The 14,366-nt window shown below is 64.6% G+C and carries 9 protein-coding genes; 5 read left to right on the top strand and 4 right to left on the bottom strand.

The window, feature by feature from the left end:
• Nucleotides 1–191: 191 nt before the first annotated feature.
• The 5 genes from OXU32_16795 to OXU32_16775 all read left to right on the top strand — a co-directional run bounded on the left by OXU32_16795 (nucleotide 192) and on the right by OXU32_16775 (nucleotide 6,976).
• Nucleotides 192–1,073, top strand: coding sequence for a DUF3800 domain-containing protein (locus OXU32_16795; GenBank protein MDE0075615.1), 882 nt, complete (start codon nucleotides 192–194; stop codon nucleotides 1,071–1,073).
• A 1,264-nt stretch (nucleotides 1,074–2,337) separates the two neighbouring features.
• Nucleotides 2,338–3,213, top strand: a complete 876-nt coding sequence (locus tag OXU32_16790) for a bifunctional helix-turn-helix domain-containing protein/methylated-DNA--[protein]-cysteine S-methyltransferase (protein ID MDE0075614.1) — start codon at nucleotides 2,338–2,340, stop codon at nucleotides 3,211–3,213.
• The gene (locus OXU32_16785) at nucleotides 3,210–4,634 is read left to right on the top strand and encodes a pyridoxal-dependent decarboxylase (protein ID MDE0075613.1); all 1,425 of its coding nucleotides are present in this window, start codon (nucleotides 3,210–3,212) and stop codon (nucleotides 4,632–4,634) included. Before OXU32_16790 ends, OXU32_16785 begins: the two co-directional genes overlap by 4 nt.
• A gap of 508 nt (nucleotides 4,635–5,142) precedes the next feature.
• A complete protein-coding gene (locus OXU32_16780; GenBank protein ID MDE0075612.1) occupies nucleotides 5,143–5,376 on the top strand; it encodes a hypothetical protein in 234 nt (77 codons plus the stop codon).
• Nucleotides 5,377–5,569: 193 nt separating this feature from the next.
• A complete protein-coding gene (locus tag OXU32_16775; GenBank protein MDE0075611.1) occupies nucleotides 5,570–6,976 on the top strand; it encodes a cytochrome P450 in 1,407 nt (468 codons plus the stop codon).
• Nucleotides 6,977–7,295: 319 nt separating this feature from the next.
• Here OXU32_16775 and OXU32_16770 read toward each other — a convergent pair whose 3' ends face one another.
• The 4 genes from OXU32_16770 to OXU32_16755 all read right to left on the bottom strand — a co-directional run bounded on the left by OXU32_16770 (nucleotide 7,296) and on the right by OXU32_16755 (nucleotide 14,001).
• Nucleotides 7,296–9,380 carry a hypothetical protein gene (locus OXU32_16770; GenBank protein MDE0075610.1) on the bottom strand — a complete coding sequence of 695 codons (2,085 nt, stop codon included), beginning with the start codon at nucleotides 9,378–9,380 and terminating at the stop codon, nucleotides 7,296–7,298.
• 552 nt (nucleotides 9,381–9,932) lie between these two features.
• Complete coding sequence (locus OXU32_16765) at nucleotides 9,933–10,922, bottom strand: hypothetical protein (GenBank protein MDE0075609.1); 990 nt, start codon at nucleotides 10,920–10,922, stop codon at nucleotides 9,933–9,935.
• Nucleotides 10,923–11,013: 91 nt separating this feature from the next.
• Nucleotides 11,014–11,238: a hypothetical protein gene (locus OXU32_16760; protein ID MDE0075608.1), complete on the bottom strand. Its 225-nt coding sequence runs from the start codon at nucleotides 11,236–11,238 to the stop codon at nucleotides 11,014–11,016.
• A 393-nt stretch (nucleotides 11,239–11,631) separates the two neighbouring features.
• The gene (locus OXU32_16755; GenBank protein ID MDE0075607.1) at nucleotides 11,632–14,001 is read right to left on the bottom strand and encodes an ATP-binding protein; all 2,370 of its coding nucleotides are present in this window, start codon (nucleotides 13,999–14,001) and stop codon (nucleotides 11,632–11,634) included.
• Nucleotides 14,002–14,366 lie beyond the last annotated feature (365 nt).

The raw sequence follows: 14,366 nt of genomic DNA, 5'->3' as shown, positions 1-14,366 counted from the left end.
CATAAGATCAACGACCACAACAAGATATAAATCCATCAACACCCGCCGGTCAGGCTGGGGTCTAGAATCTGCGAAGCGCGCTCATCATCAGGTCTCCCATGGCCGTGCCCATGTCCGCACCTGGGCCGCCGAGCAGAGGACCAACGGATGAGCGGCGACTTCCGCAGGGGGCGGTAGCGCTCGAATCAGCCTTGACCTTCCGCGTCGTTTTTCCCTTCCTTGTGAGAGAGCCAGACGACGATGTGCCTCCAACGAGAGATTCCCAATTGTTTGTCTACATTGACGAATCCGGCCACCCGCACCCGAAGGACGCTCACAGCCGCCCGGTGGATGTCGCCGTATGCTTGAAGCGCGAGGACGTGAGGCAGGTCACAGGGGCGCTCCATCGGTTCATGCAGGATTTCGAGGCGAGTATACCCAGTACGGCGAGGCTCCGGAGGGCTGAGCGCGAAGGCAAAGCCGTTGTCTTTCTCAACCGGAGTGCGTTGAGGTCGCCCGAAAAACGCGAGTACTCGGAGTCGGTGATGGATCTCATCCGGAATCTGGACGTTACGATCTTCGCGATGGTCATGGAGCGGCCGGACAGGCCGATCTACCGCGGAGAGGACCGCCTCCAGCCGCAACACCAATGGCTCCTGGAAAGAGTCGATGCTCTGATCGAGAGGAAGGAGACCGGTCGGATGGCGACCGTGGTCTTTGACGGGCGGGACCCCGCCGAGAACGTGAGGCTCGACAAGTGTTTCTCGAACTTCCTGTTCCGATCCGCTGCGGGGAAGGCGATGACGCGGATCGTACCCGGGGTCCTCTTTGTGGACTCGGAAATCACGCCAGGCATCAAGCTAGCCGACTTCTGTGCCTACATACTGAGAGTGTATTACGAGCGCGGCCTGGATCGACAGGAGCCGCGCGGTGATCCCTACCTGGCGATGATCAAGAGGTATGCGGAGATCGTCCGACAGAAGACGTTCGACTGGGAAGACGACGACGGCAGAAAATCGTGGGGAATCCGGACGATGGGGAAGGAACACTTCGTCTACGAAGACGAAGTTCCGCCCCCACGCTTGAGGAGTTAAAAAGCGGGAGCCAGTCGCGGCACCAAGGCTCTGAAAAGAACCCCTCCGGGCACCACTTCCGGCTCCACTTGAACGTTTAGGGGTGGAAGAGACTTTGTCAACCCCTTAATTCCGAGGTTCAGCCACCCCCAGTTGTGGCGGGCCGCTTGGGAATCGCCATCGATTCGAGCAGGCGAGTAGGGTTCGGGCGGGATTTCGGGCCTGGTGGAGACTTCCGGCTACCAGACCGGGAACGAGTGGCGGTCGGCGCCAAGACCACGAAGGCGGCCGTCATGGTTCCGCGTCCCGAAGCGCGACGGCACCAGGAGATTGCCCAACTTCCCCGTGTACCCGAGACATGCCGCCGATTCGATCGAAGACGCTGCCGCACCGCGATCGGAGCATTCGGCGGAACCTGCGTGCCTGCCAGAACCGCTGGGACCTGCTTTCGGAGCCCATACTGCACCTGCATGACGCCGCAGCGTGGAATGTGACGTAGGCGAAGGATCGACGCTCGGTGTGGCCGGTCCGATTGTCTTCCACCCCGCCGCCATCCGGTAGTCGCCATTACATCGACCAGTTGATCCGCCGCGGGTTCGTGCGCAAAAGACCGCGCGCGGAGTCTCTTTCGACCTATTGCACGACGAAGGGAGGCCGGGCCTACCTGGTCCGGCGGGGACTCGTCAGACCCATCGAACGTATGAGGAGGCCCCCCCGCGGATCTCCCGTGCCGAGGGCGCGCAGGCCGGTCGAGGTCAGGACCGAAGCAGTCGTCGCGAAGGCGGGATCGTCGGGCCTCCGAAGACCAGCCCAATGTCCTCACTTGGCCGCCACCCGACCGCATGCTGCACAGGCGAGGGCCCGATGGGGCGCTCTAGGGGTCGGGTACCGGATCGCCTTGGGAAGCCGCCCGCGATACCGATGGTCGGCCGTCAAGGCCGCGGCCCAGAGCGACCCAGCCCTTCGAAATGCCTGGATCGGCAGCGGGGACAATCGGCATAGGACATGCCCGTGTCATCTTCCCCGGCAGGTCGCTCCACAACCGTCAGTCCTCCGCTGGGAAGGCCGCCGACGTGCCGGAACCGTTCAATCTCACCCGGCGCCATGGCCCCCATTGGTCGCCCGCGCCACCCGGGGCGCGGTGGCGGTTCGTTGCGCTGGAAACCACTCAACGCCAGCGGGCAGCCTTCCGCGTCGCCATCGCATGGCAAGGATCGGGTCGATTTCAAGCATTAGGAGTGTTCAAGTTACTGGAGGTTCCCATCGATGATCTCCGGAGTCTCGCATGAACACGACCGACTACGACCGAATCGAGGCGGCCATTCGCTATCTGGCCCGGCATCGCAAGCGCCAGCCGGAACTCGCGGAGTTGGCGACGCACATCGGTCTGAGCCAAAGCCATTTGCACCGGCTTTTCTCGCGCTGGGCCGGCGTCACGCCCAAGCGCTTTCTCGAGTTTCTCACCGTTCAGCACGCCAAGAAGCTGCTCGACAGCTCCGAGCCCGTGCTCGCGGCCGCCCATGGCAGCGGGCTCTCCGGGCCGGGCAGGCTGCACGATCACTTCGTAACCGTGGAAGCCGTCACGCCGGGAGAGTACCGGAGCAGGGGTGCGGGGCTGACGATCCACTTCGGCACCGGGGAGTCACCGTTCGGGCCTGTGTTCGTCGCCTGGACCGAGCGCGGCGTTTGTCGGGTTGGGTTTGTCGCCGACGGGGATGTCGCCACTGAGAAGGAGGCTCTCCACCGGGCCTGGGGGCGGGCGTCGCTCGAACGCGACGAATCGAGGGCAACGACACTGGCGCGGTCCATCTTCTCGGCGCCCTTCGAAGCTGAGAGCCGCCCGCTGACCGTCCATGTGCGCGGGACCAACTTCCAACTGGCCGTCTGGCGCGCGCTGTTGCGCGTGCCGCCCGGGCAGGTCGTCACCTACGGTCGCGTGGCCGAAGAGGTTTGTAGCGCGAAGGCGGCTCGGGCGACGGGGAGCGCGGTTGGTAGAAACCCTATCGCCTTCCTCATCCCATGCCATCGCGTGATCCGCGCGGGGGGGATCGCGGGCAACTACGCCGGGGGCGTCACGCGGAAACGCTGCATGCTGGCGTGGGAAGCGAGCCGGCAATCCATCGGCCGCACCGAGATGGGGCAGGCCGGGGGCGTGCCATGACGCACGATTCGCTGTTCCCCGACCATGATTCCCTGACGGCGGCGGACCACGCGCTCACCGAACGCTTGGTCGCGGCGCGGCGTCTTTTGCCGTCGCGCGACGTAGTGCCCGATGGTCCGTCCGGCGAGTGGCTCCGGGAGCTGCGAAACATGGAATTTGACCAGCCCAGGGAGCTGGCGGACGTGATGGAATGGGTGATCGGGGGGCTCGAGACCGGCACGGTACAGGTGACGCATCCGGGCTATCTTGGCCTGTTCAACCCTGCGCCGACGTTTGCTTCCGAGTGCGCCGACCGCATCGCCTCCTTGTTCAACCCCCAAGTCTGCGTCCACTCGCATGCGCCGGCGGCGGTGGAGATCGAACTGCATGTGATCCGGGAAGTGGCGCGCAGGGCCGGCATGCCGGATGCGTCGGGCGGGCACTTCACAAGCGGTGGATCGGAAGCGAACCTCACGGCAATGCTCTGCGCTCTTCAGGCAGGATGTCCGGCGTATGGTGATGACGGCTTGCAGGCATTCGCCCGTCCGCCGCGCCTCTATGTGTCGGAGGAGAGCCATCTGGCATGGCTGAAGATCGCTCACGCCGGGGGCATCGGGCGCAACGCGGTCCGGCTGATCCAGACCGATGGGCGAGGACGCATGGGCCCCGGTGCTTTGGCCGAAACGATCGCGACGGACATCCGCAACGGTCGCATGCCTGTCATGATCGCGGCGACGGCCGGCACCACCAGCGCGGGCATGGTCGATCCGTTGACCCGCTGCGGCGAACTGGCAAGGGAGCACGGCATGTGGTTCCATGTCGACGCGGCATGGGGTGGTGCGCTGATCGCAAGCGATACCGGCGGTGCTCTCAAGGGCATCGAGCGAGCGGACTCGATCACGATCGACGCCCACAAGTGGTTCGCAACGACCATGGGAGCCGGCATGTTCCTGACCTCCAGACCGGATGTGGCCGGTCAGGTCTTCCGGGTTGACGCCAGCTACATGCCCAGAAGCGACACGGCCAAGGACTTCTTCGTCAACTCGAGCCAGTGGTCGCGCCGATTCGTCGGCCTGCGGCTGTTCCTTGCACTCGCAGCAGCGGGCTGGACGGGATACGCCGGCCATGTCGAACGCGCCCTTCGACTGGCGGACAGACTCGCGCGGCGGTTGCAGCGCGACGGTTGGTCGCTCGTGAACGACTCTCCCATGGCGGTCGCATGTCTCGTGCCGCCCGAAGGCCATGAGGCCGTTCGGAACTACGTCGATGCCGTTCGCCGGGACGGCCGGTTCTGGGTATCAACCGCAGTCTTCGAGGGCAGAACAGTGCTGCGAGCCTGCATCACCAACGGGCGAACGAGCGAGCGCCATATCGACGCACTCGTCGACACCCTCAAGGCGGTGGGGCCGTCGATTGGAGCACACAGGCCGAATCCGACCTGAGTGTTTCGGAACCTCCCCGAAACCGATCTCGACTCGTACAGAATGCTCGCTTCCGCATGGTCGACGACGACGTGTCTGATCGTTTTCCCGGGAGTGGCTGCCCCGTCTACCGCCTGTGGTCGGGATCGCGACAGTGGGACGCGTAGCGACCCGTGCTGCTGATGTTCCCCGAATGTCGGTTCGATGCCAGCGCCAAGCTCTGGATGAGGCCGACAGAGAAGTGGCTTCGCGGCCCAACAGAATCTCGGGCGTGAGTCGGTTGGGGCACCCGAGGACAGGAAGCAAATGACGACAGTCTCCACGGTTGCAGCATTCCTCACAGAGATCGAGAGCTACGGTGACGCCGTGTACCGCAGCCAAGCCAAGGCTGAGTGGAGTGTGGATTGTTCCGCGGCGCGTCGACTCGCGCCCGGTGCCAAGGGGGAGGACCTAGGCAAAGTGACGCACTCCTTGGCAGCATACACCGAGATCCTGCTGCGGGGCGCCCTGCGACATGTCGGCCAGGATAATGACCAACGAACAACTCCTGACCCTCATCGCCTCCATCCTCATTCCCCTGGGGAGTCTCATCCTGGTCCAGACTCGCGCCACACGTCAGGATTTGAAGGAATTGCGCGGTGAGGTTGCTAACCTCCGTAGACATGTGGACACCCAGATCGGGGAACTCCGGGAGCGCATGGCGCACCTGGAGGGTCTGCTGGAAGGTCTGCGCCAAGCCATCACCCGCCGAAGTGTCGCCTGAGCGGCCAGAGGGCGGCAGCGGAAGACCCTCGTGGTCGGCACCGCGTCGCGTTGCGGTTCGCCGGTCGGCTGCCTGACGTGATCCTGGTTCCCGACTAAATTACAATGAGAAGACTCATTCGGCTCGTCCCGAGGAAGCGGGGCAACACGCTGCTTCTGGAGGCTCCAGCCGTCCAGATGGAGTTGACGCGACGATGACGGCAGTTCACCCCGCAGTCGCCTACGAACCAGGCGTTGTACCCGAACCGCTGGCTGAGAGAGTCAATCTGATCCAGTTCCTCCGTTTGCTGCGCGACAACCAACTGTCCGTGTACACCCGCGACTCTTTCGTCGCCGACTTCAGCGAAGTACGGCTTCTTTTTCACAACTTCGTTCTCCTCAATGAACCCGATTTCATCGAGCACATCCTCGTCACCAACCGCCAGAACTATGTCAAGGGACACCTTGCCCGCCAGATTCTTGAGTGGGCTCTGGGCAACAACCTGGTGATCAGCGAGGGCGACTTCTGGCGCCGCCAGCGCCGCATCATGGCCCCCGCCTTCCATCACCAGCACCTAGCGCAGGCAGCCCATGTGATGGTGCGTCGCGCGCGGCAGCGCATCGAACGCTGGCGCACGCCGTGTGAGAGGGGAGAACGCCTCGACATCGCCCACGAAATGATGTCGCTCACGATGGAGATCGTCGCCGAGGCGCTGTTCTCCAGCCAGATTGCCAACTCGATAGATGAGCTGGGGCGGGCGATGACGACACTCCTTGCGTCCCTGGGCACGCCGAATCCGCTTGACCTTCTCGGCCTCCCGGCATGGATCCCACGATGGCGCTCGCACCGCACCCGCTCAGCGCTGGCTCGGCTCGACCGGATGGTCTACGGCATCATTGCTTCACGACGCGCCACCCAGCACGGTCCTGAAGATCTGTTGGGTTTGCTCCTCGCCGCGCGCGACGACGAGACCGGCGAGGGGATGACGGACCGGCAGCTCCGCAACGAGGTCCTCACGTTCTTCTCCGCCGGACATGAGACGACGGCGCTGGCCCTAACGTGGACGCTGTACCTGCTGTCGCGACATCCCGGCATCGAACGCGCGCTGCACGACGAGGTGGACCGTGTGCTGGGCGAAGGGGAGACGACGTTCGCTGACGTCCAAGCGCTGCCCTATACCCGAATGGTCATCCAGGAGGCGATGCGGTTGTTTCCGCCGGGCCACGCTTTCAATCGCGTGGCGGTCGCGGACGACGAGGTCGGGGGGCACGCCATTCGTGCCGGCAGCGTGGTGACGATCAGTCCCTACCTCACCCACCGCAATCCGAGGCTGTGGGAGGATCCGCTACGCTTCGATCCCGAGCGGTTCACACCTGATCGGGTCAAAGCACGTCATCGTTTCGCGTATTTGCCCTTCGGCGGCGGGCCGCGCATCTGTATCGGTAGGGGCTTTGCCATGATGGAGGCGTGCATGGTGCTTGCCACCATCGCCCGCGCCTATCGCCTGCGTATGGCGCCCGGACACCGGCTTGAAGCGCAAGGCGGGATTACCCTTCGCCCGCGCTACGGTCTTCGCATGACGCTCGAGCCGCGCTCACCCGGGCCGGGGGTTGCATTCTGACCCTTCGCTGTTTCACAACGCCCAGCGCGCCGTACTCGCCGGAGCTAGGGGAGCCGATGACGCTGAAGTGCTCCGGCGACTCCTGAACCACGCGAATCAGCGCTTCCGGTTCAGCTACGTGCTCGGAAACGGCCCGAAGGTGGCCTCTAGCAACTCGGACTTCGACGATGAGGATTGCTGATGCCGTCGTGACCGCACGCTGCACAGGCGAATGCCCGATGCGCGCCCGCTCGGTGGCCCCTCCGTCCAGCCGTCAAACCGCACCTCCCGCAACTCATCGTGCCAAGCCTCGCTTCAACGAAGACCCGGTGTCAGCTGGTCACCGTGCTGTACCCCGTGGTCGAGTGATCGACCGGGATTCGCCGGCGGAGAATCGGATCAACTTGTCCCGAATCCATTGAGCCAGATGCTCCGACACCGACTGCCGAACGCTGAGCAAGCTGGCCCCGCCCAGTAGAGAGAAGAACCCCACCAAGATTCCCACGCCTGCCACGACTCGCGCGGCCGATTGCAGCCAGCCCACCAATACCAGATCGAAGACGACATCGAGAATGGAGTGAAGTGCCGCGCCTCCAGTCAGTCCCGCAAGAATTGAGAAGAGCAACCAAGCTACGAAGTTCCCTACCCTTTGGCCCCTAAGGGTGGCCGCGATCTCCACGGCCCTCCATTTCCCGCTCGCCTCTCGGGCAGCAGATCTCTCCGTGTCCGCCTCGCTGAGGGCCCGCTTGGTCGCTTCCGTCGCCTCCCGGGCGGCAGAAACCTCTGCCTCCGCCTCGCTGAGGGCCCGTCTAGTCACTTCTGTTGCCTCCCGGGCAGCTTCCGTCTCGCTGCGTGCCTCCCTGATCGCTTCCCGGGACTCCTGGGTGGCCTCTGCACGGTACTTGCCTATTACACGCTCGATCGCCTCGTGAATCGTGTCAGCGTCTGGTTCGCCGCTGTCCTCCACTCTTGCAAGAAGTGGCTCAGTAAGCTCACTCGCCACCACGGCCACGGTCTCATCGCTCGTGATTTCCTCGTTGTCGCACAACTCCCGCAAGTTCACGATGAACTTACCCCATGTTTCACGGTTTGGCCGGAGCGCGGATCTGCACAAAGCAGCCAACTCGTGCATCTTGATCCCGTATGCAGCTTGTGGTTTCTTGAACCACGCGATACTTGAGAGAGCGTACTGGTGCACAATCGGGGGGATCCCGGCCTCGCCTTGATCTCGATACCATTGCTGCCCCTTCTTGATCACCATACCGCTGGTTGTACAGAAGACTGCTCCTGCGCGCTCGATCGAGGTGGCAATCCGCCCCCGTCGGAGAGTCAATGTGGCCGCAATGACGTCCACGTCGTGACGGATGCGCGGGGTTTCAGAGTTATCTGTCTCTCCCGCCAATGCCTCTGCAAGAACCGTCTCATCCAAAGTGAAACGTCGGTCCCGGTTAGGCATCTTCCGTACTTGAATCGCGAGCCTCGATAGGTGTCTCTCGAGCATGGCCGATATGGTCCGGATATCGCTGGGTGCCATCCGCTGTGTCAAAATGTGATTGGTCAACTCTGTAGGATATAGCTCAAGGTGTCCTCCAGGCCTGCCGAGCCGATCCTCATAGACGGCGAGTATCCGCCGTATTTCGCTCACGGTTGGATCGAAAGCTGCCGTGATCGCACCGGCTTCGCGAATCAATGACAAAAACTCGGCCGTGGCCAACCTGTTCGCTTCGCCGTTGAGCCCTAATACTGACAACAAGATCGGTGTATCTAGAAGTACAGTCAGGTTCCGAAAACGCTGGGAAGGGAAACTCACGTCCTGCAGGAGCAACGTGTCCTTGAGTACGAGACCTTCTGTCAACGCTTGAAGTCGCGCAGCGAGGTTCTCAGACTCTAAGGCTTCTTCTGTTATGAACGCTGCAACGAGCCGGGAAATCCTCCGATCTAGCGCAGAGCCATGTCGGGACGATCCCGGCAATCCCTGCTCGAGAAGGAGCGGTGCCTTGTTGTCAGTGATAAACTGCGCCAAAACCGTGAGTGCTTCATCAGGACGTAGAAGGACTCCCTGCTTGTCGGCATAACCCGAGAACGCACCCGCCAAGATCTCATTCTTAGCCTCCTGGTTTGATCGTACCTCGTCTAACCCGGGGTCCGCGAGTCCACCGGCGTAGAAAAACCGCCCTCCCTCCCGACGAAGCTTCCCTCTCCTAGAGAACCGCCCAAGGACGGTCTTGACCGTGTCCGACGGCAAGACAAGACCAGACCGATGCAGGACCTGTGAGGCTATGTCCTGTGGGAGAAACGAGTCCTGCCCGCAGTGGATCACGGCGTCTCCAACAAACGGCTCGACGAGTTCCAAGTGGTCACGTCCCTCATCGAACCGAGTCTTTAGGAGCGCGAGAGTGGCCAGACCTTTGGGCGTTCCTATCATCGTCCCTTCTCGCTTTGATTGGCCTCTGGTGGGCGGCCAGGGGTTGCCAGGAAAAGTTGGAGGGTTCCGAATCGTCGTGTCTCCCGGGCGCTTGGTCCGAGTGTGGCATCAGACGCTAGTAACCCTAACAGGAAGACCGCTTCGATCCAGAGAAGATGCGAGAGGAACAGCCGACCGGACAAGGCCGGTCTGACGGAGCTGTCGGCGGCGGCGGGCTGCGAGCACCTGCTCGCGCTGTTCAACGTCTTCTCCAGCTTTCTCAGTCTGTTAGCGTAGCGTCCTCCTCCGTCACCCCGAGTTGGGCGGCCCCGCCGGCTGAGCGTATGGCGCGACAGCCTGGGGGCTCCCTCACCACCAAAGCCAGCAGCCGCTGAACACCTCGCTATGGATCTCGACCGCGGAAACCAGACTTCCTTCTCGCACCTCGGGTGCCATCACCGTTAAGGAGTCCGATTGGCCACGCCGATGCCCTCCAGCGCCGCCCGAATGCTCACGCTGCACAGGCGCCCGCCCGATCCGCATTTGGGGATTGACCGGGGGCTGGGGCGTTGGTCAGCTGACCTGATTGTGGAAACTAATCTCGTGGGCGCCAAGGTGTTGGAGCCCGATGTTCCCCGCTGCGCTCGGGAGCAACTCCGCAAGCCAACGAGCTCGGTGATACCTGAGCGTCTTGGCCCCCCGCCAGAACCACAGTGGAGCGACGTACCGGGCTAGGTGCATTTGCGACAAGTCCGTAAGGTCCCAGTGGATGAATCGAGCAAATGCGGTTACGGCAAGGAGGTGTAGCCGTCGTGGCCGGATCCGATGCGACTGGTCGCTGTAGATCTCCTGCCGAAGCCGATCTATTCTCTTGGCGATCGGGGTCCGAGGGCCTTCGAGATCGGGCGGGCCGGAAGCGAAGCGGACGGTGATAGCTGAAGGCAGCCAGTCGGTCAGGTCGACGTACAGCGCGCTCCCATGATAGCGACTGTCCCGGGTCTGCTTGGCCGCCTTCGAAACACGGTTCTTGACGCTCTTACCCTCTGCTATCCTCTTGACTTCAATCGCATACCTCAGCGTGCCCTTCCGAACGATGTAGTCGGGATTCGGACCCTGTGGGTTCGTCAATACGCCAAGCGGTACACTGGCGCAGGAGAGAGCCGCCCCGACCCAGAGTTCGCTCTGAGCTTGGTACGCCTCATGCGGAGTCACTCCGATGGTTCCGCCAACGGCTTTCTTAAGGATGTTGGCCGTTGGATCCAACCGTTCCTGCGGCAGCATGCCCCTGATGATGATGAACTCCTGAGCGTCGACGGCCGCCTGAGCAATCTTCAGCAGGTCTTCTCGCGGCTCGGGAAACTCCCCGGCGGACGCGACTTCCTGAAGGAGCTTCACGGTGTTCCGCAACCGACTTCCCCCCTGCACATCGATACCCCATGCCTCGATCCTAGCTATCGCTCGCTCAAGGCCCTTGGCCAGGTCTGCCATCCTCTCTGGGGTAAAGGTCTTGTCTGGCGGTGGCGGATCGGCCGCGTGATACACTGGACGAAGTGTGATGCTCATGTAGCGTTTTCCTCGTGAAGGCGACCCCCGGTTTAGGGGCGACATGGACTCATCAGGTTCGTGGTTGCGCCCCCCGGACCCTGCGACAATGTCACGCCCGACGCAGGAAGGGATCCCGCGGCGGGATGTCTGTGTCTTCTGGTGGGTCTTCGAAGATGGCATCCTCACGTTGGATCGCGTCAGCCTGCTTCATCACCTTCTTGGCGGCCTTCCGGCGGACATGCGCCTGCGCGGCTAGGTGGCGGCGCTTGTAGTCCCAGGCTTCGCCAGCCAGATCGCGGGCCAAGGCGCGGAGCCTCTCGATGGTCGTCGTCATAGGTGGTCCTCCGGGTTGGATGGTCGCTAGTGCTCAACGATACCACGGGGCCCATCATCGATATATCAGCGCCGCGCGCAACCACCACCCTCGCAACAGCGGAAACCTCCGCTGTGACCCTCGAATCACGGGAACCAGTAGCCATCACGGCGGGTGTCCGATCGCCACGCCCATGACCCCCAGAGCCGCCCCTAGCGACCTCACGCTGTACAGGCGTTAGTGACGCGGTGTGCCTTGCCTCTGGGGGACGTTTCGTCGAGGCTCCATGACCGGCGGAGGTCAATTGCGCGGCTCCGAGCGGCATCCCGGTCCTCGGTCGAACCGAACTCCCGGGCGGCGGGCGGCAGCGGAGCGGTCGGGGTTGCGACAAGACTCGTCAACGGCGGCCCGACCTCACGGCCCTCCTCTGCACTTGGGCCCAGGCATGCGGTAACCGAGCCCGCGCTCGTTCAGGATCCAGGCTGCCGAGGACCCGTCCTCGCCCAGCTTGCGGCGGAGCGTCTGCACGACGGCGTGCACGAGCTTCGGATTGACGCGGCCGGGGTGTTTGCTCCACGCCTGGCGAAGCAGCGAGCGATAGGTCGAGACCCGCCCCGCGTTTCTGGACAGCACCCTCAGCACCTCGTACTCAGTGGCCGTCAACTTGACGGGGCGACCGGACACGGTCACGCGTCGCGTGTCGTAGTCGATGGACAGCGCCCCGAGCTCGAAGCGCGCAGGCGCGCCGCGGCCCCGCAGTGCCGCCCGGACCCTCGCCGTCAGCTCCGTGGGCGAGAACGGCTTGACGATGTAGTCGGCGGCCCCGGCTTCGAGCGCCCTGGCGACCGTCTCGTCGCGCCCGTAGGCGGAGATGAACACGACCGGCTGATCGGCCAGTTCGGGAACCTGCTCCATCAGCTTGATCCCGTCCGTCCCGCGCAGCATCAGGTCGAGCAGGACGAGGTGGGGCTTCTCGGCGCGGATCAGGCCGGCCAACTCCCGGTGATCGCCCGTCGACAGGGTCGCGTAGCCGGCCGCGCGCAGCACGTCGCGGACGTAGCGGAGCACCTCGGGATCGTCGTCCACCACGAGGACCGTCACCGGCTCCCGCCCCTCCTGGAGCATCACCCCCGGGCTTCGGGCCGACGGCGGTATCCCGGTGGGCGCCACGGCCTCTTCGGCCACCGGGACCGTGAAGGTGAAACACGAGCCCCGGCCCGGCCCGGCGCTCTCCGCCCGGATCCGCCCGCCGTGGGCCTCGACCAGTCCCTTGCAGATGGCCAGGCCGAGGCCGCTCCCGGGACCGCGGGTCCCGCCGTCGCCGCCGGAGTGCTTCCGGAACAGGTGCGGGAGCTGCTCCGGCGCGATGCCCCGGCCCTGGTCGGAGACCGAAATCGCCACGTGGCCGCCGTCGCGCCGGGCGGAGACGCGGATGGGCGACGAGGAGGCGGAGTGCCGCGCCGCGTTCGAGAACAGGTTGCTCAGGACCTGAACGCCGCGTTCCCGGTCGGCCATCACGCGGGGCAGGTCCTCGGGCAGGTCGGCGGCGACCCGGTGCCGACCGCCGCCGCTCACGAAGCTCCGCCGCGCCACGTCCACCAGCGGCGCCACGTCCGAGGGTTCGGGCGAGACCGACAGCGTGCCGGTCGCGATGCGTCCCGCATCCAGCAGGTCCCGGATCAGACCGCTCATCCGGGCCGCCTGCTCTTCGATGATGCGGAAGAACTGCATCATCTCGGCCTTGGCGAACCCCGGCTCGGCGCGGAGGACCGCGCCCGCCGAGCCCTGGATCGAGGTGAGCGGCGTGCGCAGCTCGTGGCTCACGATCGCGAGAAACTCCGTCCGCATCCGCTCCAGCTCCTCGAAGGGGGCCAGGTCTTGCATCGTGACCACGACCGACTCGACCTCGCCGTCCGGTCCGTGAATGGGCGTCGAGTTGATGAGCGTCCTCACGCTCCGGCCGTCGGGCACGGCGAGTTCGATCTCCTCGGCGCGAACCGTCTCGGCATCCCGCAGTTGCCGCTCCAGCGGGAAGTCCGCCAGGGCGACCTCGCTCCCGTCCGCCCGCCGGCAGGTGACGAGCCCGGCCAGCTCCTCGACTGAGCGGCCGGCGACCCTGAGGCCCGCGACGATCCGTTCCGCCTCGCGGTTCATCGACACGACCCCGCCGGTCCCCGCATCCAGCACCACCACGCCGACCGGCGAAGTGGCGACCAGCGCCTCCAGCCTGTCCCGCGCCCGCCGCTCGTCCCGGAAGGCGCGTGCGTTCGCGATCGCCGTCCCCGCCTGCGATGCGAACAGCGGCAGCACCTCCTCGTCCCCGGCCGTGAACCCGCCTCCGTCCTCCTTGTCGATCACGAACAGGTAGCCGACGCACGCACCGCGGGAATCGATCCGCGCGCCCCGTGCGCTGCCGTACGGCAGCACGCCGGTCCCGAACCCGTGGTGCCCGAGGTAGCCGGGGATGTCGTCGAAGTTCAGCGCGCCCGGAAGCCCGGCCAGATGCCCGAACAGCCGCGGCCCGTCGGACCAGCCCTTGAGCCGCCCGTACTCGTCCGCCGTGATGCCGGAGCCGACGAAGCGCCGGGGCCGGCCGGCCTCGTCCACCGTCGCGATCAGGCCGTAGCGCGCGCCGGTCAGCGCACGGGCGCTGTCAACGACCTCCTGCAGGACCGCTTCGGGATCGAGGCTCGCGCCGATGCGCACGGCGGCGCGGCTCAGCTCGGAGACGCGCCGCTCTAGCGTCTCGATTCGGTCCCGCAGCGAAGCCGAATCGTCGGTCATCGCTCGGCCTTTCCTGAAAATGAAGTAATCATCGCTAAAATCTCGCCGAAATAGGTATTTTACTCGCCCACAGATCGGAGTTCAAGCCGTATTATAAAGTTTGCATCGTAGATGCCAGATCAGTGTTGTGTTGTCGAACCGGGGGAAGTCTAGCATGAACGCGGCCCAGAGAGAGCCGAACCGACAAGGAGGGAAAGCGAATGCCACCCGTCGGGGAATCTCTTTCGGGTGATGACCGGGCCGGAAACCAACGGTCTCGGGAGCGTCTGCGCATCCGCCGACGCCCGCGAACCCCGCCTCTCGTCGCCGCCGCCAAGCGGGGGGGGGGGGGGGGGGGGGGGGGGGGGGGGGGGGGGGGGGGGGGG

This window comes from Gammaproteobacteria bacterium (assembly GCA_028819075.1).
Lineage (GTDB): Bacteria > Gemmatimonadota > Gemmatimonadetes > Longimicrobiales > Gaopeijiaceae > BD2-11.
The sequence above is the reverse complement of the archived record's forward strand: the minus strand, read 5'-3'. Positions and strand labels throughout refer to the sequence as shown.